Raw genomic sequence first — 21733 nt, 5'->3', positions numbered from 1 at the left:
GTGCCTTCACACACGTTCGCCAGCTCGGCCCCTCCCCTCAGCAGTGCCCTTCCCGCAGTGCCCTCGGTGACCGCCGGCGGGTGACCCGCTCCGGCGGGACCCGCGGCCGGCCGCTTCCCGACCGCTTCCCGACAGCTCCGCCGCGCCCCGCGCGGCCCGACCGGCGACCCCGGACGGGCCGGCCGGCCGCGCCTGGGCCGGGCCGCGCGCACCGCCTTCCCGCCGGGCCTCTCACCTTCCGGTCGTCCGTCTCATCTGTCGGTACTTGGAGAACGCCACACCATGAGTACGTCCACGCTGTCCCGCCATCGCAGTTTCGCCACCTTCGCCCTGATCACGGCCACCGCGCTGACGCTCACCTCGTGCGGTTCGGACGGGTCGGGCGGTTCGGACCCGGGTACCCGGACGGGCGCCGCGAAGAACGCGGACCTCCCGACGACCGATGTGGTGTCCTCGCTCGCCAAGGACCCGGCCGCCGCGGCGCTGCTGCCGGCGGAGGTCCGCGGGAACGGTGAACTGACCCTCGCGACCAGCGTCGGCGGCAACCCGCCGGGCTCGGCGTACCTGGACGACGGGAAGACGCTCGTCGGTCAGGACGTGGACTTCGCGGACGCGGTGGCGAAGGTGCTGGGCATCGAGCTGAAGCGCGAGGTGGCGAGCTTCGAGGCGATCCTGCCCGCGCTCGGCAGCGGCAAGTACGACCTGGGCACCGGCAACTTCGGGGTGACGGAGGAGCGCCGCAGGACGATCGACTTCGTGACGTACATCAACGACGGCCAGGGCTTCGCCGCGCGCGAGGACAGCGATCTGCCCGAGATCAACGATCTCAAGCAGCTCTGCGGGCTGAAGGTCGCGACGAGCGCGGGCACGACGTTCGAGGCGACGCTCCAGGACAACAAGAAGGTGTGCGACGGGCAGAAGGCGTACAGCGTCCAGACGTACAGCGATCAGAGCGCGATCTGGTCCGCGCTCCAGCAGGGCCGCGCCGATGTGGTGATGAGCACCATCAACGGTCTGCGGTACGCGGTGTCCCATCAGAAGGGGCTGAAGTTCCTGAGCGAGTTCCACCGGCTGGACGTGGGCTTCGCCTTCAAGAAGAACACCCCGCTGGCCCCCGCCTTCCAGGCCGCGGTCAACAAGCTCATCGAGGACGGGACGTACGACAAGATCCTGGCGAAGTGGGGCACGAAGGGCTCCGCCATCAAGACCTCGGAGATCTCCCCGCCGGAGTCCAAGGGCTGAGCACACCCCGGCCGCCGGTCCCGTACCCAGGGCCACCCGACACCCCCGGCACCCCGGCACCCCGGCGGCCCTGGGTACGGGACCGGCACCCCGGCGACCCGGCGACCCGAGGTACGGGCGACCCGGGGTACGGGACCGGTACCCCTGCCGTCCCGGTGCGGGTGCCGTACCCCTCCCGCCCGGGTGCGGGTCCCGCACCCGCGCCCCGCCCGCCCAGGGACGGGTCCCGCACGCCCGCCCGCCCAGGGACGGGTCCCGCACGCCTGCCCGCCCACGTACGGGACCGTATCCGGCCGGGCAGGAGGCGAACCGGGCGACGGAAGGATCAGCAGTCGCACCCGCAGTCGCAGCAGCCGCCCTCGCCGTCCCCGCCGCAGCAGCTACAGCAGTTGCAGCATTCGCCGCACACCCCGCAGTCGCAGTTCCCGCACGGTGACGGACGGCGCTCACGCGACCAGGGGTCCTCGTACTCGCCGCAGCAGAGCTGACACGTGCAGGCGAGTCCGGCCCAGACCAGACAGCCCGCGAGCATCCCCCGCCGGTCCCGGCGCGGCGGTCCGGGCGGGAAGGGACCACCCGGACCGGGGTCACCGGGTCCGCCGGGCGCGTAAGGCCCGTTCGGGGCGTACGGTCCGTTCGGCGCGTAAGGCCCGTTCGGCCCGCCGGGTGTGTGGGCGCCGACCGTGTGGGCGGCGCCGGGTCCGGACAGGGTCCCGTGCGTGCCCGGCGCGGCCTCGTCCCCCGCGCCCGGGTGCCCGCAGGAGCGCGACCCGAAGGCGCGGTCCACCGAGTTCCGCAGTTCATGGGCGAGCAGCACATGGGCGAGTCCGCCGTCGGTGAAGTCGGCCTCGCGCAGGGCCAGACGTATCCCGTGCAGCGCGTCGTCGGCGAGGCGGCGGGCCTCGGTGAGGTCGGTGCCGGTGGCGGTGAGCGGGTTCCACGCGCCCGTGGCGGCGTCGGTGTCCCGGTCCTCGACGGCGTCCAGGAGATGGGCGAGCCGGCCGAAGAGGCGTCCGGCCTCGGCGAGCGGCGCGGCGTTGTGGGGTCTGCCGGCGAGGACGGCGGTGTGCGCGAAGGCGGCGGCCGTCGCGGTCTCGGTGGGTTCGGTGACGGTGAGCAGCGGGGTGCCGGGGCCCGCGAGTGCCTCGATGCCCGGCTGGCGGTCGACCGCGTCGAGCAGGAGCGCGGTGTCGAAGCCCACAGCCGTACCGGTACGTTGACCCGCTTTGTCCCAGTTGGCCGCGACACGCCGTGCGGCGACCGCTATGGGCTTTCGAGCCAACAGTCCGTCACCGTCCAGGACGTGGTCCCGCATCTTGGCCGCGGCGAGCACCAGGGAGACCGCCGCGGCGAGCCTGGCACCCTCCCCACGGGCCACTGAGGCACCACGCATCCCGCGCAGCGGACAGGGTCCGGCCCGGCGCCGGCCCTCCTCGGCCCGCTCGGCCTGAGCTTCCGTCAGAACCGAGACCAGCAGACCGTCATAGTTGGTGACAAGCCGGGCGAACTGCCCGTGATCCCTTCGCAGAGCGAGGCACAGGCCGCACAAATGAGCCATCCACGCGGCTCCGAGCCGCTCCCCCAAGCGATGCTTGCAGGGCCTGACAATGCCGAACATGACGACGCTCCCCCCGTGCCGTAACCGAATCGGCGCATGCTACCGGCCGGTCCGTTCACCCGGACGCACCGGGCATCACCCAAACGCCGCGAGAAATCATATTTCACTCACAGTCAGCAGCGTTGTGCCGCAAGACCCTTGGAATCAGGGGACCTCTACCGATTTGCTGTGCACCAGTACCGTCACGAAAACCCAGCGCGGCGACCAACCCCTTGGCGCGTTGTCAGCATCATGGTCGACCATAGGGGGGCGGAACCACGCAAGACCGCTGTGAGAGGAGGCGTCCATGGGATCGGTGCGCAAGGCGAGTGCCTGGCTTGGCCTCGTCGACGACAACGATGATGAGCGTTACTACGACAGCTACGAGGACGACACGACCGACGCGACCGGGAGCCACGGCAACGCCTGGGTGACCGACCCGCGGGTGAAGGTCGCCACGGACACCGCCGAGGAGACCGGCCGCCGCATCGGCACGGTCACCCCGGACAGTTTCCGGGACGCCCGCGCCATCGGTGAACTGTTCCGGGACGGTGTCCCGGTCATCGTGAACCTCACGGCCATGGAGCCCGGCGACGCCAAGCGCGTCGTCGACTTCGCGGCCGGTCTGACCTTCGGACTGCGCGGCTCGATCGAGCGCGTGGCCACGCGGGTCTTCCTGCTCACCCCTTCGCACACCGAGATCGTCAGCGGCGAGGCCCAGGGCCGTCGCAGCGACGGTTTCTTCAACCAGAGCTGAGGCAGGGCCGCTCACCGGCCGGTTCGGCCGGGGCGTCACCGCCCGTACCGGGGATCACCCGGACGGGCGACGGAAGGGCCGGGGGGCCTTACCGGAAGGCGTCGAGTCCGGTGAGCGCCTTGCCCAGCACGAGCTGATGCATCTCCACGGTGCCCTCGTAGGTGAGCACCGACTCCAGGTTCGTGGCGTGCCGCATCACCGGGTACTCCAGCGAGATGCCGTTCGCGCCGAGGATCGTCCGGGCGGTACGGCAGATCTCGATCGCCTCCCGCACGTTGTTGAGCTTGCCGAAGCTGATCTGCTCGGCCCGCAGCGTCCCCGCGTCCATCCGGCGGCCCAGATGATGGGCCAGCAGAATGCCCTTGTGCAGCTCGACCGCCATGTCGGCGAGCTTGGCCTGGGTGAGCTGGAAGCCGCCGATGGGCCTGCCGAACTGCTCCCGTGACCCGGCGTACGCCAGCGCCGTCTCGAAACTCGACCGGGCCGCGCCCATCGAGCCCCAGACGATCCCGTAGCGCGCGTGCGACAGACAGCCCAGCGGACCGCGCAGCCCGGTGACCCCGGGCAGCACCGCGTCGGCGGGCAGCCGTACGTCGTCCAGCACCAGCTCACTGGTGACGGAGGCGCGCAGCGACCACTTGTGCTTGATCTCGGGCGCGCTGAACCCCGGGGCGCCGGTGGGGACGACGAAGCCGCGCACTCCCCCGTCGGTCTGCGCCCAGACCACGGCGACCTGCGCCACGGACCCGTTGGTGATCCACATCTTGCGGCCGTTCAGCACCCAGTCGTCACCGTCGCGGCGCGCGTATGTGCGCATCGACCCCGGGTCGCTGCCGTGGTCGGGCTCGGTCAGTCCGAAGCAGCCGATGAGTTCCCCCGCGGCCATCCCGGGCAGCCACTCCCGGCGCTGCTCCTCGGAGCCGTAGCGGTGGATCGCGTACATCGCGAGCGAGCCCTGCACGGAGACCAGGGAGCGGATGCCGGAGTCGGCGGCCTCCAGCTCCAGACAGGCGAGGCCGTACTGCACCGCGCTCGCGCCCGCGCAGCCGTACCCCTCCAGGGACATCCCGAGGGCGCCGAGCGCGCCGAGCTCCCGCGCCAGTTCCCGGACGACGGGCAGCTCGCCGCTCTCGTACCACTCGGCGATGTGCGGCAGCACCCGGTCGCGGGTCCAGGCCCGGACGGTGTCCCGGATCGCGAGGTCCTCGGGCTCCAGGAGGTCGTCGATGCCGAGCGGGTCGGCGGGGTCGAAGGGCGGCGGCTTGGGCGGCGCGGACATGGGTGTACCTCCGACGGCGGAAACTAGCAGCGGTAACCAGGCTCGGGGGCCGACGTTAGCCGGGGGTCCTCCCGGTGGCAACGGCGACCGGGCCGGAGCGTCACACCGTCGCGTCGGCGGAGGTGCGCGAGCCGCTCGCGCTGCGGGGCGAGGGCAGCTCCGCGCCCGGACCGGACGTCACGGGCTTCGCCGCGGGGGCCGGGCACTCCATGTCCCTCGGCAGCCGCAGCGCGGCCAGCGCGCCGAGCACCAGCAGGGCGGCGCTCACCGCGAGCGTCATGTGCAGCCCGTCGACGAAGGAGTCGCGCGCGGCGGTGCGCAGCGTCTCCCCCGCGCCGGGGCCGAGCCGCTCGGACACCTCGTACGCCTCCCCCAGCGAGTGGCGCGCCGCCTCCTGGGCGCCGCCGGGCACCCCGGGCAGCACGCTGAGGCCGTGTCCGTACGTCGCGTTCATGACGCTGCCGAGCAGGGCGATGCCGATGCCCGCGCCGAGCTGGTAGGAGGTCTCCCCGATGGCGGCGGCGCCGCCCGCCTGTTCCTCGGGCGCCTCGGCGAGCATCGACTCGTACGCCCCGAACAGGGTGGTCTCCAGGCCGAAGCCGAGCATCAGGAATCCGCAGAGCAGCAGACCGCGATTGTCCTGGTGTCCCATGAACGTCAGGGTCAGCACGGCGGTGGCGGTGAGCACGAAGCCGAGGGCGACCATGGTGCGGGGGCCGAAGCGCTGGAGCATCCGGGCTCCGGCGAGACCCGCGGCCATCGCGGCGACGGTGAGCGGCAGCAGCCGCAGCCCGGTCTCCAGCGGGGACAGCCCGAGGACGAGCTGCAAGTACTGCGCGGCCACGAGTTCGAGGCCGACGAGGGCGAGCATCGCGAGCACGATGCACCCGACCGAGGTGCTGAACGCGGGCCGCGCGAACAGCCGCAGATCGACCAGCGGATAGGTGCGGCGGCGCTGGCGCCGTACGAAGGTGACGAGCAGGGCCGCGCCGCCGATCAGCGGCAGCAGGGTCAGCGGGCCGCCGTCCGCGCCCTCGCCGCCCAGCTGTTTGACGCCGAGGACCAGGGCGAAGAGTCCGGCGGCGGCCATCAGCGCGCCGACCACGTCCCAGGGTCCGTCGCGGTCGCCCGTGGACTCGGGCAGCAGCAGCCGCCCGATCGGAAGGCTGATCAGCATCAGGGGGATGTTGATCAGGAAGACGGAGCCCCACCAGAAGTGCTCCAGCAGGAAGCCGCCGACGAGCGGGCCCATCGCCGCGCCGACGGCGGCGACCGCGCTCCAGACGCCGATGGCGAGGGCGCGTTCGCGGCGGTCGGGGAAGATCTGCCGCAGGATCGAGAGCGTGGCGGGCATGATCATCGCGCCGCCGACACCGAGCAGGGCGCGGGCCGCGATCAGTACGCCCGCGTCGTCCGCGACGGCGGCGATCGCGGAGGCCACCCCGAACAGCGCGTAGCCGAGGAGCAGCACCCGGCGGCGGCCGACCCGGTCGCCGAGGGTGCCGAAGAGGATCAGCAGCGAGGCGCAGACCAGCGGGTACACGTCCACGATCCACAGCAGCTCGACACCGCTGGGCCGCAGGTCCTCGGTGACGGCGGGGACGGCGACGTGCAGGACGGTCGCGTCGACGGCGACGAGCAGCAGGCTGACGCAGAGGACGAGCAGGACGAGCCAGCGGTTGGCGCCGGGGTCCTTCGGGTCGCCCGGCCGGGCGAGGAGCGTGTCGCGCAGCCTGCCGAGACGCTCGCCGAGCGCGTCCGCGGCTGCCCGTGCGGCGGCCGTGGTCGTCCCTGGCATGCGGTACCTCCCGGATGGTCGCTCACCCTCGGCGGACCCGCGGGAGGGGCTTCCCGCGGCGTCGGGAGTGGGGACGCTCCCGGTCCGGTCACACAGAGCGAGTGAGCGGCCAGCGTACGCGAGTCACCCGGGGCCCCGGGTGGCGGACCTCCCCCCGTCCGGGTCGGCGCGTGTGGCGTGCGCCACTCGTGTCCGCCGGTGCGCCCCGTGCCGCGCCGGCGGACACGAGGAGCGGGCGGTCCAAGATCGCCGGTGAGCGGCCGGGGAATTCCTGGCCGGCGGCCGGTGAACAGAATTCGTCCCGCCCATAAAGCCCGCTTGTCATAGTGCGGCGGAAATAGATGAGAAGTCCCTCATGCAATAAGGCCGATGCCGTATTGACAGTGGCAACTGAGAGGAATGCCACATCACATGGTCATCACAAAGCGAGGGATTGGACGTCGCCGGGTGCGCGCCCCTGTAACGTCGATTGCGTGCGTACCGAACCAAACCCCACCCGTCTGGACCGGGTGTTCGCCCGGCTGGACCGTGAGCCGGAACGACCGGCTCATGTCTCCGTACCGGGGATGAGCCGGCACAGGGTCGTCCTCTTCTCGGCGACCCTGGGCTTCTACGCCGCGATCGTCGTCGCGGTGCTCACCACGTCCTGGCTCGTGCGCCTCGACTGGCAGGTCATGTTCTTCCGGCCGTACCAGCAGTGGCCGGAGCTGCACGCCTACCTCGACTACTACGTGGTCCTCGGCCAGCGCGGCCCGACCGCCGTGATGGTCGCCGCGTGGCTGGGCTGGCGGTCATGGCGCCAGCGCACCCTGCGTCCGATGCTGACGCTCGGGATGTCCCTGCTGCTGCTGAATGTGACGGTGGGCGCGGCCAAGCTGGGCATGGGCCGCCTCGGTCCGCACTACGCGACCGTGATCGGCTCCAACGAGATGTGGCTCGGCGGGGACATATTCCCCTCCGGGCACACCGCGAACGCGGTGGTGACCTGGGGAATCCTCGCGTATCTGGCGGCGACCCCGCGCGCCCGCCGGTATCTGTCGGCGCTGTCGGCCGTCGTCTCGCTCGGGGTGGGTCTGACCACGGTCTATCTCGGTACGCACTGGCTCAGCGATGTCCTGCTCGGCTGGGCGGCCGGGCTGCTGATCCTGCTCGCGCTGCCGTGGTTCGAGCCGCTGGTGGCACGGGCGGAGCGCTGGCTCTTCGGACTCCGGGACACCTGGCGCCGCCGCCGCGCGGCAGCCGGTGCCCCCGCTTCCACGGCCCCCGTCGCCACACCGGACCCCGCGGACGGCCCACCGCCGGTACGCATTCCCGGTCCGGCCCAGGAGCCCGCCACGCCGGAGACCGTCGGCGCCCCGCACACCGGCCGGGCGCAGCCCCGGCCGGCGCCCGGCGGGCACACCCCGCGCCCGGACCGCGCCCCGGGCACACCCGTCGGCGGGCGGCGCGGAACGCACCACCAGGAGCGCCCGGGGCACGGCACACCACCGGCGGCCGTACCGGCGGGCGGTCCGCCCGGCGGCACCCGCCCCTGACGGACGGCCCAGGGACAGCGGGGCACGGTACGCACAGCCCGCCCCGCGCCGCGAAGGCCCCGGCGAACCCCACCACGGGTTTGCCGGGGCCTTCGCGGTGCCCTGGAGCGTCCTGGTGGCCTCAGCCCTTCCAGCTGCGGCGCACCACACCGTCGGCGACCTCGAAGTTCAGCCGCCCGAAGCGGTACTCCATGGTGATCAGGGCGCCCGGGGGCAGTGACCGGACGCTCGACCAGCCGCGTTCACGGGCCAGTCGCTCGGCGGACTCGGCGTCGAGACCCGCGTAGGCGGCCGGGTCGTCCTGGGGCTCTTCGGGTGTCTGCGGATTGGGTGCCATGCCCGCCACGTTAACCGCGCGTCGACTCCGGCAGGGGCCGGGTCGTCCCTGCGGGGTCACGCTTGGGTCACAGGATCACGACGCCCGATTCCGCGCGGCCGACTTCTCGTAGTTGGCGGTCATACGCCATACGCATTCCTTCCTCCGGTCATCCGCCGCCTATTAGCGGACTTCCGGGAAAGCACTCGGAATATCTTCGCAAGGATTCGCTCCGGCCCCTTCAAGGAGGAGCGGGACGAGGCATTCCACAGCTCTTCGGAAAAGCTGAACGAGTGCCGGAGTTTCACGATTTCCCCACACAACACCCGGACGCCTTCAAGGGGTGGGGGCCGCTTCCCGCGCATCATGACGTGAGCTCCGGGAAGCCCGGAACACCATCCGTCCGGCAGCGGGCTCGGGGCCATGGCCGGTCAGGCCGGACATCCCCGCACGCGGGCCCGGCGCGGACCACAAAGGGGGCAGACGATGGTGACCGGCAGCGCGCGGACGGCCGAAGAGCCGAGGAGCTCCGGGGCCCCGGAGAGCCACGAGGCGGCGGGGAAGGACCGGGCGGCGCGCCGGGGGTGGCTGGTGGTCGACTGGCTGACCACGACCGACCACAAGAAGATCGGCCATCTCTACCTGATCACGTCGTTCGTGTTCTTCCTGATCGCGGGCCTGATGGCGATGGTGATGCGCGCCGAGCTGGCCCGGCCGGGCACCCAGCTGGTGTCGAACGAGCAGTTCAACCAGCTGTTCACCCTGCACGGCACGATCATGCTGCTGCTGTTCGCGACCCCGACGTTCGCGGGGTTCGCCAACGAGATCGTGCCGCTCCAGATCGGCGCTCCCGATGTGGCCTTCCCCCGGCTGAACATGTTCGCCTACTGGCTGTTCCTGTTCGGCGGGCTGATCGTGCTGGGGTCGCTGCTCACCCCGGGCGGGGCCGCCGACTTCGGGTGGTTCGCCTACGCGCCGCTCAACAGCGCCGAGCGCACCCCGGGGATCGGCGCCGACATATGGATCATGGGGCTGGCGCTCGCCGGGTTCGGGACGATCCTCGGCGCGGTGAACTTCCTGACGACGATCATCGTGATGCGCGCCCCGGGGATGACGATGTTCCGGATGCCGATCTTCACCTGGAACGTGCTGTTCACCTCGATCCTGGTCCTGATGGCGTTCCCGGTGCTCGCGGCGGCGCTGCTGGTCCTGGAGGCGGACCGGCGCTTCGGTTCGGTGGTGTTCGACGCCGCGAACGGGGGCGCGCTGCTGTGGCAGCACCTGTTCTGGTTCTTCGGGCACCCCGAGGTCTACATCATCGCGCTGCCGTTCTTCGGGATCGTCTCGGAGATCATCCCGGTCTTCAGCCGCAAGCCGATCTTCGGCTATGTGACGCTGGTGGGGGCGACGATGACGATCACCGGTCTGTCGATGGTGGTGTGGGCGCACCATATGTTCGCGACGGGCGCGGTGCTGCTGCCCTACTTCTCGCTGATGTCGTTCCTGATCGCGGTGCCGACCGGGGTGAAGTTCTTCAACTGGACCGGGACCATGCTCAAGGGATCGCTGTCGTTCGAGACGCCGATGCTGTGGGCGACCGGGTTCCTGGTGTCGTTCCTCTTCGGCGGGCTCACCGGTGTGATCCTCGCGTCGCCGCCGCTGGACTTCCATGTCACCGACTCGTACTTCGTCGTGGCGCACTTCCACTACGTGGTCTTCGGGACGGTGGTCTTCGCGACGTTCGCCGGGTTCCACTTCTGGTGGCCGAAGTTCACCGGGAAGCTGCTGGACGAACGGCTCGGGAAGATCCACTTCTGGACCCTGTTCACCGGGTTCCATCTGACGTTCCTGGTGCAGCACTGGCTGGGCGCGGAGGGCATGGCCCGGCGGTACGCGGACTATCTGTCGGCCGACGGCTTCACCGCGCTGAACACCCTGTCCACCATCGGCGCGTTCCTGCTGGGTGCCTCGACCCTGCCGTTCCTCTACAACGTCTGGCGGACCGCCCATCACGGCGAGCGGGTCACCGTGGACGACCCCTGGGGTTACGGCCGTTCGCTGGAGTGGGCGACGTCCTGCCCGCCGCCCCGGCACAACTTCGTGACGATGCCGGTGATCCGCTCGGAGTCCCCCGCGTTCGACCTGGCCCATCCGGAGTTCCCCGGCGGCCCCCGGGACACCCGGCGGAGCGCACCGGCACCCGGACCGGCGGGTCCCGGGCGGGGCTGACGGGGCGAACGGGCGCGGCGGGTCCCGGTACCCCGACGGCGGGCTGCCCGGGGATCGTCCGCCCCGGCGCGGGGTCAGCGCACGGGCGTGACCCGTACCGAGAGATCGTTGTCCTGGGTGTACAGGGCGCGGGCCTCGAACACGCCCTGCCCGGCGGCCGGCCGGACGGCGGGGTAGCCGTGGACGGCCCGGCGGTCGGCGATGTCGGCGGCCCGGTCGATGATCCGGGCGATCCGCACCCGGGGCCCGTCCGCCCCGTCCGGACACAGCCACAGGTCCCACAGTCCGGGCCGGGACATCAGTTCGGCGTACGGCACGGTGAAGACGAAGTCCCGCTGGCGCACGGTGACCCCGGCGCGTACGAGGACGGACGGATCGGCGCGTAACACCGACTCGGCGTGGGCCGCGGTGGTGGGGACGGTGCCGTACATCCGGCCGCTGACGGTGAGACCGGGGTCCGCGACCAGGAGTTCCCCGGCCTCGGCGTGCGGGGCGCGCCACCAGCTGCGCACGGACAGATTGCCGTTCTTGGTGGCGTAGGGGATACGGACGGCGACATGGCCGAGTGCGCCGCTGGGGACGCGGTCGAGCAGGGACCGCAGATCGTGCGCGCCGGGCGCCAGCCGTCTCAGCCGTCCGCCCGCGACCTGCGCGTGGACGTCCCAGCGGCCCTCGGTGAGGGCGACCCCGCTGGGCAGCGCGGCCCGCAGACTGCCGCCGGAGGCGGGGGTGAGGGGCAGCCGCACCTCCTCGGCGGGGTGTCCGGAGCCCCGGCGCAGCAGCACCAGATGGGCGTCGCCGGGCGTTCCCGGGTCGCGGACGTCGAAGGTGAGGCCGCCCGCGGAGTCGGCTATGCAGTGGGCGCGGGGCGTCCGTTCCCGGCCGTCGCCGTCGGGCCGCTCGGCGGCGGGGACCAACGTCGTCATACGGGACGTGCCTCTCTGTGGACGGCTCTCGGGACGGCGCCGCCCGGGTCAGGGGCGGCGGGCGGGACGCTCCCGGTGCGGCGGGCGCGGTGCGGGACGGCGCGGCCGGGGAACGCGTGGCGGACGGGTGCGGTGCGGGTCGCGCGGAGTGTGCGGGCTGTGTGGAGTGTGCGGGCTGTGCCGTGGGCGTGCTGGGTCGGGAAGGAGATGTGCATCCGCGTCTCCTCTCCCCCTCTCTGCGGCTTCCGTCGGCCCCCGTACGGCGGACCGTCCGGGCGGTTTCCAAGGATTGACCAGGCTTTCCCGGTCTCTGCCGTTCCCCCGCTCTCCTCCCGCTTGGGACGGTTCCCCGCCGAACCGTCCCGCTCCTCCGCCTACCGTAGGTTTGGAATCGCTCCCACGTCGTCCGCTCGGCGAGGAACATCATCTTGTGCTGCAAGAGTTGCCTGATCGATAGCGCCGGACGGGAACCATTCCCGCGACCGGCGCGCGCCGGTACCGCCTGACGGACGATAGGCCAACCCGGGGTACCCCGAACAGATGCCCCGCACGCCCGGCCGCGGGCATGCGGACGGCCCCGCCTCCGAGCCCAGGGGCGGGGCCGTGCGTGCGGGGGGCGACCCGGTCAGATGTCGAGTCGCTGGCCCGGCACGATCAGATGCGGGTCGGCGCCGATGACCCGCTGGTTGGCGTCGTACAGCCGTCGCCAGTCGGTGGCGTACCGCTCGGCGATCGCGCTGAGCGTGTCGCCGTCGCGGACGGTGTGGTGGCCGCGGCTCGCGCCGTCGGCGGCCCGCTCCGGGGCGCGCGGGGCGGCGGCCGGGGCGGTGCGCTGGGGGGTGTTCGCGGCGCGGGGCGCGGAGCGCTCGCCGTGGGAGGGGGCGCGGCGGCGGAACCCGGGGCGGCCGGCGCGGGCGCGGCGGGGGCCGCGGGCCTGGCGGGCGCGGGGGCCGCGGGCTTCGGGGCGGCGGGGGCGGGGGGCTTCGCGGCGGAGGGGGCGGCGCCGGTCGCTCCGGCGCGGGCCGAGCACACGGGCCAGGCGCCCCAGCCCTGGCCGCGCTGCACCTGGGTGGCGACGGCGATCTGCTGGGCCCGGGTGGCCCGGTCGGCGGTGGGGGCGTAGGCGGTGCCGCCGTAGGCCCGCCAGGTGCTCGCGGCGAACTGGAGCCCGCCGTAATAGCCGTTGCCGGTGTTGATGGACCAGTTCCCACCGCTCTCGCACCGGGCGATACGGTCCCAGACCCCGCCGTCGGCGGCCTGGGCGGTGCCCGAAGCCGCGAGCAGCCCCAGCGGGGCGAGCAGCGCGGCCCCGGCGAACGCGGCGATCCTGCGGGTGGAAACGGGATGTCCGGACATGAGGTTCCCTTTCCGAAGCCCCGGGTTCCCCCGAGATGTCGCGGGCTCCCTCACGCGTTCGGCGTGCGGAGGCCCGTTCCACCCCGTCCGCCACCCGGCGCTGGGCGCCGGGCTCGCCGGTCGAACCGGCTGGTGGACATTCCCGAGTGGTGCTCGGTGCACCGCCGAGGAACCTAGGGAAGCGGACGGTCCGGCATCAACCAACGGCCTGTCCCGCCAGGCCAGTCCATAGTTACCCCGGGTAGCGGCGTTTTCCGGTCAACCCCTTCTTCATCCCATATCGGGATTTTCCCGCCACCCGGTCAACCGGCCTGTGACTCACTTCACCGGCTCAACACACCTTGGGCGTAAACAAGTTGACGCGGTGTAGCCGGATCGGCGGCCCATCTCACGCTCCGCTCCGGATGGTTCGATTCCGTTGACCGCCGGGCGTGACCATGGCCACAGCTTCCCCGTTGTCCCTGTCATGAGCCGGGGACCGCCCGGCACGGGCCGGGAGCCACCCGGCGACGCACACAGAGATCCCGAGGAGCCACCGTGCCGCGCATGCTCGACGTCAGCGACGACGTACGCGCCGAGATCGGCGACGCAGAAGCCGACCGGCTGCTCGCCGGAGAGAACGACCCGGGCAGTTACGACTGCACGTCCTGCCGCACCCCGGGCGACTCGGAACAGGAACGCACCAGCACCGTCCTGTTCATCGGCGAGGAGACCGCCGTCCTCGCCTTCGCCCATGCCACCTGCCTGCCCTCACAGATCGTCAAGGTCAGCGAGGAGCAGCTCCAGGGGGCCGTCCGTTCCATCACCGGGGACGGCGACGGGGCCGGGCCCGGCGACACCGGACCCGAGCAGGCCGTCCTGGGCATCACCAGCGGTCTGGTCCTCATCGAGGGCGAACTGCACCCGGCACTGGTCGTCGAACCCACCGCGCCCATCGCGCGGGCCGGTACCACCGGGGAGAACGGCGACGAGTTCCTGGCCCTGCTGGTCGAGCAGGGCTTCCATCCCGCGTCGGGTGTGGACTCGGTACCGCCGGTGCTGCACGGCTGGTCGGTGCTGCTGGCCATGGGCCAGTTGCACGCCGTGCTCCAGCCGGGCCCGACCGGCGGCCAGCCCGTCGCCTGGTGGCAGGCCCACCGGCCGCTCCAGGTCACCGAGGGCTGGCGGGCGGCGGCGAACAAGCTCCAGCAGGTACTGGTGTTCGCCGCGCCGGTGGGCGCCATCGGCCGCCAGCCGCGTGAGGACCTGCTGCGGGACGCCCTCGACAAGGCAGCCGTCAACGGCGCCCTCGTCGGCTGCGCGATGCCCCTCGCGGGCACCTGAGCCGGAGCCCCGCGGGCCGTGCGCGACGGCGGGTGCGTGACGGCCGTACGCACCGCGGTCCCGCACGGCCGTCACGCTCGGCCGGTCCGGAGCGGGCTGCCGGCCCGGACCGGGCCCCGCCGGGTACGTCCGCCGCGGTCGGCGAAATGGTGCGCGATGGCCGCATCCGTCCGGGCCCGGGGTCGTTTGGCAGTTCGTGCACACCTACGACCCCACCCGCCGCCCGCCGCAGCAGAGCCCCATCCCGTCCATGCGCCCCGCGCATGAACAGGCGGGCGGTGTATCGGCCACGCCGATCTACGACGCGCTGTACGCGGAGTACCGCCGGTTGTTCCGGACCCTGCCCGGTGACCGCCACGGCGAGGAGGGGATGGGGTTCACCGCGTTCGGCACCGGCCCCCACGGCTCGTTCCCCGATCTCCGCTACGGCATGTCGTACGGCGGCACGCCCTCGGGGATGACCGGCGGGCTGTCGTCCGTCGGCTACGGCATGACCCAGCACGGCACGATGTACCAGCCGGAGCTGCGGCACGGCCCCGGCTACGACCCCGGTCCCGGACCGCGCTACGACGCCCGGCCGGACCATCAGCGGCCCGAGCACCACCGGCCGGAGCAGCACCGGCCCGAGCAGCAACAGCGCCACGGTCAGAACGGGGGGCCGGGCCAGGGACAGGGACAGGGTCAGGGCCCGGCGCCGCAGGCCCATCCCACCGGGATGGTTCCCGTGTGGCAGGGCGGGCGCGGCTCGCATCTGCCGGCCCTGCCGCCCGCCCCGCGCCGGGAGTCCTGACCCGGGTCCGGGCGGGCGGGGCCGCCCCGGCCCGCCCGACCGCTTCTTCCCGCTACTTCTTCCGGCCGCGCTTCTCGCGCACCCGCACGGAGATGTGGATCGGGGTGCCCTCGAAGCTGAACTCCTCCCGCAGCCTGCGCTCCACGAAGCGGCGGTAGCCGTGCTCGATGAAGCCGGAGGCGAAGAGCACGAACCGCGGGGGCTTGGTCCCCGCCTGCGTCCCGAACAGGATGCGGGGCTGCTTGCCGCCGCGGATCGGGTGCGGGTGGGCGGCGACCAGTTCACCGAGGAAGGCGTTCAGCCGGCCCGTGGGCACCCGGGTCTCCCAGCCCGCGAGGGCCGCCTCGACCGCCGGGACGAGCTTCTCCATATGCCGTCCGGTGCGCGCGGAGACATTCACCCGCGGGGCCCAGGCGACCTGCGCGAGCTCGGTGTCGATCTCCCGTTCCAGGTAGTAGCGCCGCTCCTCGTCCAGCGTGTCCCACTTGTTGTAGGCGAGGACGATCGCGCGCCCGGCCTCGACGGCCATGGTGACGATGCGCTGGTCCTGGATGCTGATGCTCTCGGACGCGTCGATGAGGATCACCGCGACCTCGGCCTTCTCGACCGCGGCGGCGGTGCGCAGGGAGGCGTAGTAGTCGGCGCCCTGCTGGAGGTGGACCCGCTTGCGGATACCGGCGGTGTCCACGAACTTCCAGGTCTTGCCGCCGAGCTCGATGATCTCGTCGACCGGGTCCCGGGTGGTGCCCGCGATCTCGTTGACGACGACCCGCTCCTCGTTCGCCACCTTGTTCAGCAGCGACGACTTGCCGACGTTCGGGCGGCCGATCAGCGCGATCCTGCGGGGCCCGCCGATCGCGGTGCCGAAGGTCTGCGCGGGCGCCTCGGGCAGCGCGTCCAGCACGGCGTCGAGCATGTCGCCCGTACCCCGGCCGTGGAGCGCGGACACCGGGTGCGGCTCGCCGAGCCCCAGCGACCACAGCGCTGCGGCGTCGGCCTCGGCACTCGGCCCGTCGACCTTGTTGGCGCACAGGACGACCGGCTTGCCCGCCTTGCGCAGCAGCCGGACGACGGCCTCGTCGGTGTCGGTGGCGCCGACCGTGGCGTCCACGACGAAGACGACCGCGTCGGCCGCCTCGATCGCGAACTCCGCCTGCGCGGCCACGGAGGCGTCGATACCGAGGACGTCCTGCTCCCAGCCGCCGGTGTCGACCAGCTTGAAGCGGCGGCCGGCCCATTCGGCCTCATAGGTCACCCGGTCGCGGGTCACCCCGGGGCGGTCCTCGACGACGGCCTCACGGCGGCCGATGATCCTGTTCACCAGGGTCGACTTGCCGACATTGGGGCGGCCGACGACGGCGAGGACGGGCAGCGGACCGTGTCCGGCCTCGTCGATCGCGCCCTCGACATCCTCGGGGTCGAAGCCCTCGACGGCGGCGAGCTCCATGAACTCCGCGTACTCGGCGTCGCCGAGCGCCCCGTGGTCGTGCCCGTCGCCCGCGCCCTCGGAGGGAATGTGCTCGTTCATGAAGTCCGTACCTCGTTCATCGTGGTGATCGGTGGACCGGCCCGTTCCGGGAGATCCACTACTCAAGTGTCGCCTAGCGGCCGGTGAGCCGCCTGGCGTTTTCCAGGTGGGTGGTCAGGTGCTCCTGGATGCGGACCGTCGCCTCGTCGAGCGCCGTGCGGGTCCGCCGTCCACTGCCGTCGCCCGCCTGGAACGGGTCCCCGAACACCAGGTCGACCCGGCTGCGCAGCGGGGGCACCGCCCGTATCAGTCTGCTGCGGCGCTCCGTGCTGCCGAGCACCGCGACCGGGACGATCGCGGCACCGCTGCGGACCGCGAAGTACGCGAGCCCCGCGCGCAGCGACGCGAAGTCGCCCTCGCCCCGGGTGCCCTCCGGGAAGATCCCGAGGGCGCCGCCCTGTTCCAGCACCCCGAGGGCCCGGGTGATCGCGGACCGGTCGGCGATGGAGCGGTCCACCTTGAGCTGGCCGATGCGCTCCAGGAAGGGGCCGAGCGGGCCGATGAACGCTTCCTTCTTGATCAGGAAGTGCACGGGCCGGGGCGCGGTGCCCATGAGCATCGGACCGTCGATGTTGTGCGAGTGGTTGACCGCGAAGATCACGGGACCGCCGACGGGCACCTTCCAGGCGCCGAGCACCCTCGGGTTCCACAGCCCGTACATCAGGCCGACCCCGATCCGGCGGCCGAGATCGGCGCTCCGCGTCGAGGGGACCTGGACCCCGGGCGTCACCGTGCGGCCCGCTTGCCCTCGACGAGGGTCTTCCCCTCGCGCCTCTCCTCGACCAGGGTGACGACGCACTCGATGACCTGCTGGAGGGTGAGGTCGGTGGTGTCGACCTCGACCGCGTCGCCGGCCTTGGCGAGCGGGGACGTCTTCCGGCTGGAGTCCGCCGCGTCCCGCTTGACCAGGGCCTCCTGGGTGGCCTTCACATCGGCACCGTTCAGCTCCCCGCTGCGGCGGGCGGCGCGGGCCTCCGGGGAGGCGGTGAGGAAGATCTTGAGATCGGCGTCGGGCAGGACGGTCGTACCGATGTCCCGGCCCTCCACCACGATGCCGCCCTCGGCGGCGCGGGCGATGGTGCGCTGGAGCTCGGTGATCCGGGTGCGCACCTCGGGCACCGCGCTGACCGCGCTGACCTTCGCCGTGACCTCCTGGGTACGGATCGGCCCGGCGACATCCGTGCCGTCGACGCTGATCGTCGGGGCGGCCGGGTCGGTACCGGACACGATCTCCGGCTGCCCGGCCACGGCGGCGATCGCCGCGGGGTCCGTGATGTCGACGCCGTGGTGCACCATCCACCAGGTGATCGCCCGGTACTGGGCACCGGTGTCCAGGTAGCGGAGCCCGAGCTGGGCGGCGACGGCCTTGGAGGTGCTGGACTTGCCCGTGCCGGACGGACCGTCGATCGCGACGATGACTGCGGGGCTTCCGGCGACGGTTTCCACGGGGCACCTTCCAGGTGTGGAGCGGGGTGGGTGGGCCGATCGTCGGCCTCGCACAAGGTTACTGGTTCCGGCGGGGACGCCTTGACCGCTCACCCCGGGGACGGCCACGCCCGCCCGGCCCCGCCGCGCCGGACCCGCCCGCCCCCGCCGCGCCGGGTCACCCGTACCCGGTGCCGGGTCACCCGGGGCGGGACGCGGGGTCACTGGCGCAGGGACCAGCCGCGCTCGCGCAGGGCCACGATCAGGGCGGGCATCGCGGCGGGGACGACCATCAGCTGGACCAGGCCCTCCTGGCGCCCGGTGGCGTGCTCGATCCGGACGTCCTCGATGTTCACCCCGGCCCGGTCGGCGTCCGCGAAGATCCGGGCGAGCTGGCCCGGCTCGTCCCCGATCAGCACGACGACGCTCTCGTACGACGCGGGGGCCGACCCGTGCTTGCCGGGCACCCGGGACTGCCCGGCGTTGCCCCGGCGCAGCACACCCTCGACCGCGAGCCCGCCACCGAGCCGCTTCTCCTGGTCCGACGACTGGAGCGCCCGCAGCGCCCGTACCGTGTCGTCGAGATCGGCGGCCACCTCCGAGAGCAGATCCGCGACGGGGCCGGGGTTGGCGGCCAGGATGTCCATCCACATCCGGGGCTCGGACGCGGCGATCCGGGTCACATCGCGGATGCCCTGGCCGCTGAGCCGTACCGCGGACTCCTCCGCGTGCTCCAGTCGCGCAGCCACCAGGCTGGCCAGCAGATGCGGCATGTGCGACACCAGCGCGACCGCCCGGTCATGGGCGTCCGCGTCCATCACGACGGGCACCGCGCGGCACAGCGAGACCAGTTCCAGCGCGACGTTCAGCACCTCGGTGTCGGTGTCCCGGGTGGGGGTGAGCACCCAGGGGCGCCCCTCGAAGAGGTTGTCGGTGGCGGCGAGCGGCCCCGACTTCTCCCGCCCGGACATGGGGTGCGTGCCGATGTACGCGGAGAGGTCGACCCCGAGGGCCTCCAGCTCGCGCCGGGGCCCGCCCTTCACGCTGGCGACGTCGAGCGCGGCCCGCGCGGCCCCGTCGCGCAGCACGCCCGCGAGGGTCGCGGCCACGTGCGCGGGCGGGACGGCGACGATCGCGAGGTCCACCGGCCCGGCGGGCGGGTCGTCGGTGCCCGCGCCGAGCGCGGCGGCGGTACGCGCCTGCTGCGGGTCGTGGTCCATGAGGTGGACGGTGACGCCCCGGCCCGCGAGGGCGAGGGCGATGGAGGTACCGATCAGACCGGTACCGATGACAAGGGCGGTTCTCACTGGGCGATGTCCTTGCGCAGGGCAGCGGTGGCGCCCAGGTAGACGTGGGCGATGTCGGGGCGGGCCAGGTCGGACTCGATGTGGGCGAGGACACGGACGACCCGGGGCATCGCCCCGGTGACGTCGAGTTCCTGGGCGCAGATCAGCGGGACGTCGAGGATGCCGATGCCCCGCGCGGCGGCCGCGGGGAAGTCGCTGTGCAGATCGGGGGTGGCCGTGAACCAGACGCTGATCAGGTCGTCCGCGGTGAGGCGGTTGCGCTCCAGGATCGTCCCCAGCAGCTCACCGACCCGCTCGGCCATGTGCCCGGCCTCGTCGCGTTCCAGTTGGACCGCTCCGCGGACCGCTCGTACCGCCACGCTCACCGCTCCTTGTCGTCCGTCCGGCGCTGATCGGGCCGTCGCCCGTGGTCAGGTGACCGGGCCGGGAGGCCCGGTGCCGGACCTGGGCCGGACCTGGGGCCCTGGATCGGCCCGGCGGGGCCCGCCGTATGCCACAAGCCTAGCCAGGTGGGAGCGGGCCGGTTCGGGCGACCGGGTGCCGAGACGGGCACCCCCCCCGGGTCCGGGTCGCGGGTCCGGGCGCGGCGGCCGGGTCGCGGCGGCCGGGTGGGTGGGAGCCCCGGTCTGCGCCCGGGGCACAGCCGGTGGGGCACTGCCTGTGGGCCGGATCAGCCCGGTCGCATCAGAGCCGCCCGGTCACGGGCGCCTGGTCACGGACGCCCGGTCACAGGCGCTGGGTGAGAGCCGCCGGATCAGAGCCGGTGGGTCACCGCCGGTGGGTCACCGCCGGTGGGTCACCGCCGGTGGGTCACCGCCGGTGGGTCACCGCCGGTGGGTCACCGCCGGTGGGGTCACAGCCGCTGGGTCCGGATCGCGTCCTCCAGGGAGCCCGACGGGACCTGTCCCTCGGGTGTGAGCTTGTCGACGGCCTGCGGCAGGGACTCGGCGATCCGGTCGGCGGCCTGGTCGGTGCTGACCCCGGTCTCGTCCGCGACCTTGCGGAGGGTGTCGTCGGGCAGGGCGTCCTTGACCTGGGCGCCGCTCACCGGCTGGTTGTTCCCCGTCCCGATCCAGGATCTCGCCTGATCGGCGAGGCCCGACTTCTGGAGCAGGTCGAGCAGACCACCCAGCGGATTGCCCCCGCCGCCCGCCGCCCCGCTCGGTGCCGCCTGTCCCGCTTGTGCCACCTGGCCCGCCTGGCCGGTTTGTCCCGCCTGTCCCGCCTGGCCCGCCTGGCCCGCCTGGCCGCCACTGCTGAGCGCGCCGAGCAGCGCGCCGAGGATCTTCCCGGCCCCACCGGAGCCGCCCTGACCGCTCTGACCACCTCCGAGGAGTCCGCCGAGCAGGCTTCCCAGATCGTTTCCCGCCATGACCACGCCTTCCGAGAGGGGCCGGGCCACTGGACTGGGACACCGGCCGCGGACCCTGCCAATGTCACCCGATCCCTCCCGCTCCGCCACCTGGGGGAACGCACGCCGTAGCCTGTCCGGCATGGCGCCCGAAGACCTGATCCGCGACCACACGATCTACTCCTGTGTGATGGGCTCCCGCGCCTTCGGGCTGGCGACCGGGGCCAGCGACACGGACCGGCGCGGGGTGTTCCTCGCCCCGACCCCGCTGTTCTGGCGCTTCGAGAAGCCGCCCACCCATGTCGACGGACCCGCCGAGGAGCAGTTCAGCTGGGAGCTGGAACGCTTCTGCGAGCTGGCGCTGCGCGCCAATCCCAACATCCTGGAGTGCCTGCACTCCCCGCTGGTCGAGCGGCTGGACGACACCGGACGCGAGCTGCTGTCCCTGCGGGACGCGTTCCTGTCCCGGCAGGTCCATGTGACGTTCACGGGGTACGCGCTGGGGCAGCGCGACAAGCTCATGGCGGGTGTCCGGCGGCACGGTGAGCCGCGCTGGAAGCACGCGATGCATCTGCTGCGGCTGCTGAGCAGCTGCGAGGCCCTGCTGCGCACGGGCGCCCTCACCCTCGACGTGGGGGAGGACCGCGAGCCGCTGCTCGCGGTCCGGCGCGGTGAGGTGCCCTGGCCCGAGGTGCAGGCCCGGATGAACCGTCTGACGGCCCGGGCGGACGAGGCGCTGTCCCGCAGCCCGCTGCCCGAGGCGCCGGACCGCGCGCGGGTGGAGGACTTCCTGGTCCGGACCCGCGCCCGGTCCGCCCGGTCCGGCGTTCAGGCAGGTAGCGAGGCAGCCGGTACAGCCGGTTAGCCGGGCGGCCCGGCCCGACGGCTTGGACGTACGGCGGTCCAGGTGGCTCGGGTGGCGCGGCCGGTCCGGGTGGCGCGACCCCCGCCGCCCCCGCCCCGGCACGAACCGG

General features: G+C 72.9%; 18 protein-coding genes and 1 pseudogene. 7 read left to right on the top strand and 12 right to left on the bottom strand.

Features of this window, described 5'->3' with window-relative positions; genetic code table 11:
* Positions 1-282 precede the first annotated feature (282 nt).
* Positions 283-1242: an ABC transporter substrate-binding protein gene (locus OG711_RS30815; RefSeq protein WP_329561768.1), complete on the top strand. Its 960-nt coding sequence runs from the start codon at positions 283-285 to the stop codon at positions 1240-1242.
* A gap of 325 nt (positions 1243-1567) precedes the next feature.
* Here the strand turns inward: OG711_RS30815 and OG711_RS30810 are convergent, their stop codons facing one another.
* Positions 1568-2860, bottom strand: coding sequence for a DUF5685 family protein (locus tag OG711_RS30810; RefSeq protein ID WP_329561766.1), 1293 nt, complete (start codon positions 2858-2860; stop codon positions 1568-1570).
* 286 nt (positions 2861-3146) lie between these two features.
* On the opposite strand from OG711_RS30810, the gene OG711_RS30805 reads away from it, so the two are divergent.
* Positions 3147-3596, top strand: a complete 450-nt coding sequence (locus tag OG711_RS30805; RefSeq protein ID WP_073792336.1) for a cell division protein SepF — start codon at positions 3147-3149, stop codon at positions 3594-3596.
* A gap of 88 nt (positions 3597-3684) precedes the next feature.
* On the opposite strand, the gene OG711_RS30800 is transcribed toward OG711_RS30805, so the two are convergent.
* Both OG711_RS30800 and OG711_RS30795 read right to left on the bottom strand, forming a co-directional pair.
* Positions 3685-4875 (bottom strand): acyl-CoA dehydrogenase family protein, encoded by a 1191-nt coding sequence (locus OG711_RS30800; protein WP_266513793.1) that lies wholly within the window; start codon positions 4873-4875, stop codon positions 3685-3687.
* A 100-nt stretch (positions 4876-4975) separates the two neighbouring features.
* On the bottom strand, positions 4976-6673 hold the full coding sequence (locus OG711_RS30795; RefSeq protein WP_266513795.1) for an MFS transporter: 1698 nt from the start codon (positions 6671-6673) through the stop codon (positions 4976-4978).
* 473 nt (positions 6674-7146) lie between these two features.
* Here OG711_RS30795 and OG711_RS30790 point away from each other — a divergent pair, with 473 nt between their 5' ends.
* Positions 7147-8208, top strand: coding sequence for a phosphatase PAP2 family protein (locus OG711_RS30790; protein ID WP_073792338.1), 1062 nt, complete (start codon positions 7147-7149; stop codon positions 8206-8208).
* A gap of 121 nt (positions 8209-8329) precedes the next feature.
* On the opposite strand, the gene OG711_RS30785 is transcribed toward OG711_RS30790, so the two are convergent.
* Positions 8330-8545, bottom strand: coding sequence for an I78 family peptidase inhibitor (locus OG711_RS30785; protein ID WP_073792339.1), 216 nt, complete (start codon positions 8543-8545; stop codon positions 8330-8332).
* A gap of 465 nt (positions 8546-9010) precedes the next feature.
* Here OG711_RS30785 and ctaD point away from each other — a divergent pair, with 465 nt between their 5' ends.
* The gene (gene ctaD, locus OG711_RS30780) at positions 9011-10753 is read left to right on the top strand and encodes an aa3-type cytochrome oxidase subunit I (protein WP_329561762.1); all 1743 of its coding nucleotides are present in this window, start codon (positions 9011-9013) and stop codon (positions 10751-10753) included.
* 74 nt (positions 10754-10827) lie between these two features.
* Here ctaD and OG711_RS30775 read toward each other — a convergent pair whose 3' ends face one another.
* Both OG711_RS30775 and OG711_RS30770 read right to left on the bottom strand, forming a co-directional pair.
* Positions 10828-11679, bottom strand: a complete 852-nt coding sequence (locus OG711_RS30775) for a hypothetical protein (RefSeq protein WP_073792340.1) — start codon at positions 11677-11679, stop codon at positions 10828-10830.
* Positions 11680-12304: 625 nt separating this feature from the next.
* Positions 12305-13035: pseudogene (locus OG711_RS30770) on the bottom strand (transglycosylase family protein).
* Positions 13036-13572: 537 nt separating this feature from the next.
* Here OG711_RS30770 and OG711_RS30765 point away from each other — a divergent pair.
* Both OG711_RS30765 and OG711_RS39200 read left to right on the top strand, forming a co-directional pair.
* Positions 13573-14358, top strand: coding sequence for a hypothetical protein (locus OG711_RS30765; protein WP_329561760.1), 786 nt, complete (start codon positions 13573-13575; stop codon positions 14356-14358).
* Between the two features lie 250 nt (positions 14359-14608).
* Positions 14609-15148, top strand: a complete 540-nt coding sequence (locus OG711_RS39200) for a hypothetical protein (protein ID WP_399505208.1) — start codon at positions 14609-14611, stop codon at positions 15146-15148.
* A gap of 52 nt (positions 15149-15200) precedes the next feature.
* On the opposite strand, the gene der is transcribed toward OG711_RS39200, so the two are convergent.
* The 6 genes from der to OG711_RS30730 all read right to left on the bottom strand — a co-directional run bounded on the left by der (position 15201) and on the right by OG711_RS30730 (position 20780).
* Positions 15201-16676, bottom strand: a complete 1476-nt coding sequence (gene der, locus OG711_RS30755; RefSeq protein WP_073792344.1) for a ribosome biogenesis GTPase Der — start codon at positions 16674-16676, stop codon at positions 15201-15203.
* Positions 16677-16749: 73 nt separating this feature from the next.
* On the bottom strand, positions 16750-17475 hold the full coding sequence (locus tag OG711_RS30750; RefSeq protein WP_073792345.1) for a lysophospholipid acyltransferase family protein: 726 nt from the start codon (positions 17473-17475) through the stop codon (positions 16750-16752).
* On the bottom strand, positions 17403-18122 hold the full coding sequence (gene cmk, locus OG711_RS30745; protein WP_073792346.1) for a (d)CMP kinase: 720 nt from the start codon (positions 18120-18122) through the stop codon (positions 17403-17405). Before cmk ends, OG711_RS30750 begins: the two co-directional genes overlap by 73 nt.
* A gap of 200 nt (positions 18123-18322) precedes the next feature.
* Complete coding sequence (locus OG711_RS30740; protein WP_073792347.1) at positions 18323-19408, bottom strand: prephenate dehydrogenase; 1086 nt, start codon at positions 19406-19408, stop codon at positions 18323-18325.
* A complete protein-coding gene (aroH, locus tag OG711_RS30735) occupies positions 19405-19767 on the bottom strand; it encodes a chorismate mutase (RefSeq protein WP_073792348.1) in 363 nt (120 codons plus the stop codon). Before aroH ends, OG711_RS30740 begins: the two co-directional genes overlap by 4 nt.
* A 494-nt stretch (positions 19768-20261) precedes the next feature.
* Complete coding sequence (locus OG711_RS30730) at positions 20262-20780, bottom strand: YidB family protein (protein WP_329561756.1); 519 nt, start codon at positions 20778-20780, stop codon at positions 20262-20264.
* A 121-nt stretch (positions 20781-20901) separates the two neighbouring features.
* Here OG711_RS30730 and OG711_RS30725 point away from each other — a divergent pair, with 121 nt between their 5' ends.
* A complete protein-coding gene (locus tag OG711_RS30725; RefSeq protein WP_329561754.1) occupies positions 20902-21624 on the top strand; it encodes a nucleotidyltransferase domain-containing protein in 723 nt (240 codons plus the stop codon).
* Positions 21625-21733 lie beyond the last annotated feature (109 nt).

The organism is Streptomyces uncialis, from assembly GCF_036250755.1.
GTDB lineage: Bacteria > Actinomycetota > Actinomycetes > Streptomycetales > Streptomycetaceae > Streptomyces > Streptomyces uncialis.
This window is presented reverse-complemented; position numbering and strand designations above follow the sequence as displayed.

Coding starts and splice junctions, on each gene's coding strand:
- OG711_RS30815 (WP_329561768.1), top strand. CDS start 283: ATGAGTACGTCCACGCTGTCCCGCCATCGCAGTTTCGCCACCTTCGCC.
- der (WP_073792344.1), bottom strand. CDS start 16,676: ATGAACGAGCACATTCCCTCCGAGGGCGCGGGCGACGGGCACGACCAC.
- OG711_RS30725 (WP_329561754.1), top strand. CDS start 20,902: ATGGCGCCCGAAGACCTGATCCGCGACCACACGATCTACTCCTGTGTG.
- OG711_RS30730 (WP_329561756.1), bottom strand. CDS start 20,780: ATGGCGGGAAACGATCTGGGAAGCCTGCTCGGCGGACTCCTCGGAGGT.
- OG711_RS30805 (WP_073792336.1), top strand. CDS start 3,147: ATGGGATCGGTGCGCAAGGCGAGTGCCTGGCTTGGCCTCGTCGACGAC.
- OG711_RS30810 (WP_329561766.1), bottom strand. CDS start 2,860: ATGTTCGGCATTGTCAGGCCCTGCAAGCATCGCTTGGGGGAGCGGCTC.
- OG711_RS30785 (WP_073792339.1), bottom strand. CDS start 8,545: ATGGCACCCAATCCGCAGACACCCGAAGAGCCCCAGGACGACCCGGCC.
- ctaD (WP_329561762.1), top strand. CDS start 9,011: ATGGTGACCGGCAGCGCGCGGACGGCCGAAGAGCCGAGGAGCTCCGGG.
- OG711_RS39200 (WP_399505208.1), top strand. CDS start 14,609: ATGCGCCCCGCGCATGAACAGGCGGGCGGTGTATCGGCCACGCCGATC.
- OG711_RS30795 (WP_266513795.1), bottom strand. CDS start 6,673: ATGCCAGGGACGACCACGGCCGCCGCACGGGCAGCCGCGGACGCGCTC.
- OG711_RS30775 (WP_073792340.1), bottom strand. CDS start 11,679: ATGACGACGTTGGTCCCCGCCGCCGAGCGGCCCGACGGCGACGGCCGG.
- OG711_RS30800 (WP_266513793.1), bottom strand. CDS start 4,875: ATGTCCGCGCCGCCCAAGCCGCCGCCCTTCGACCCCGCCGACCCGCTC.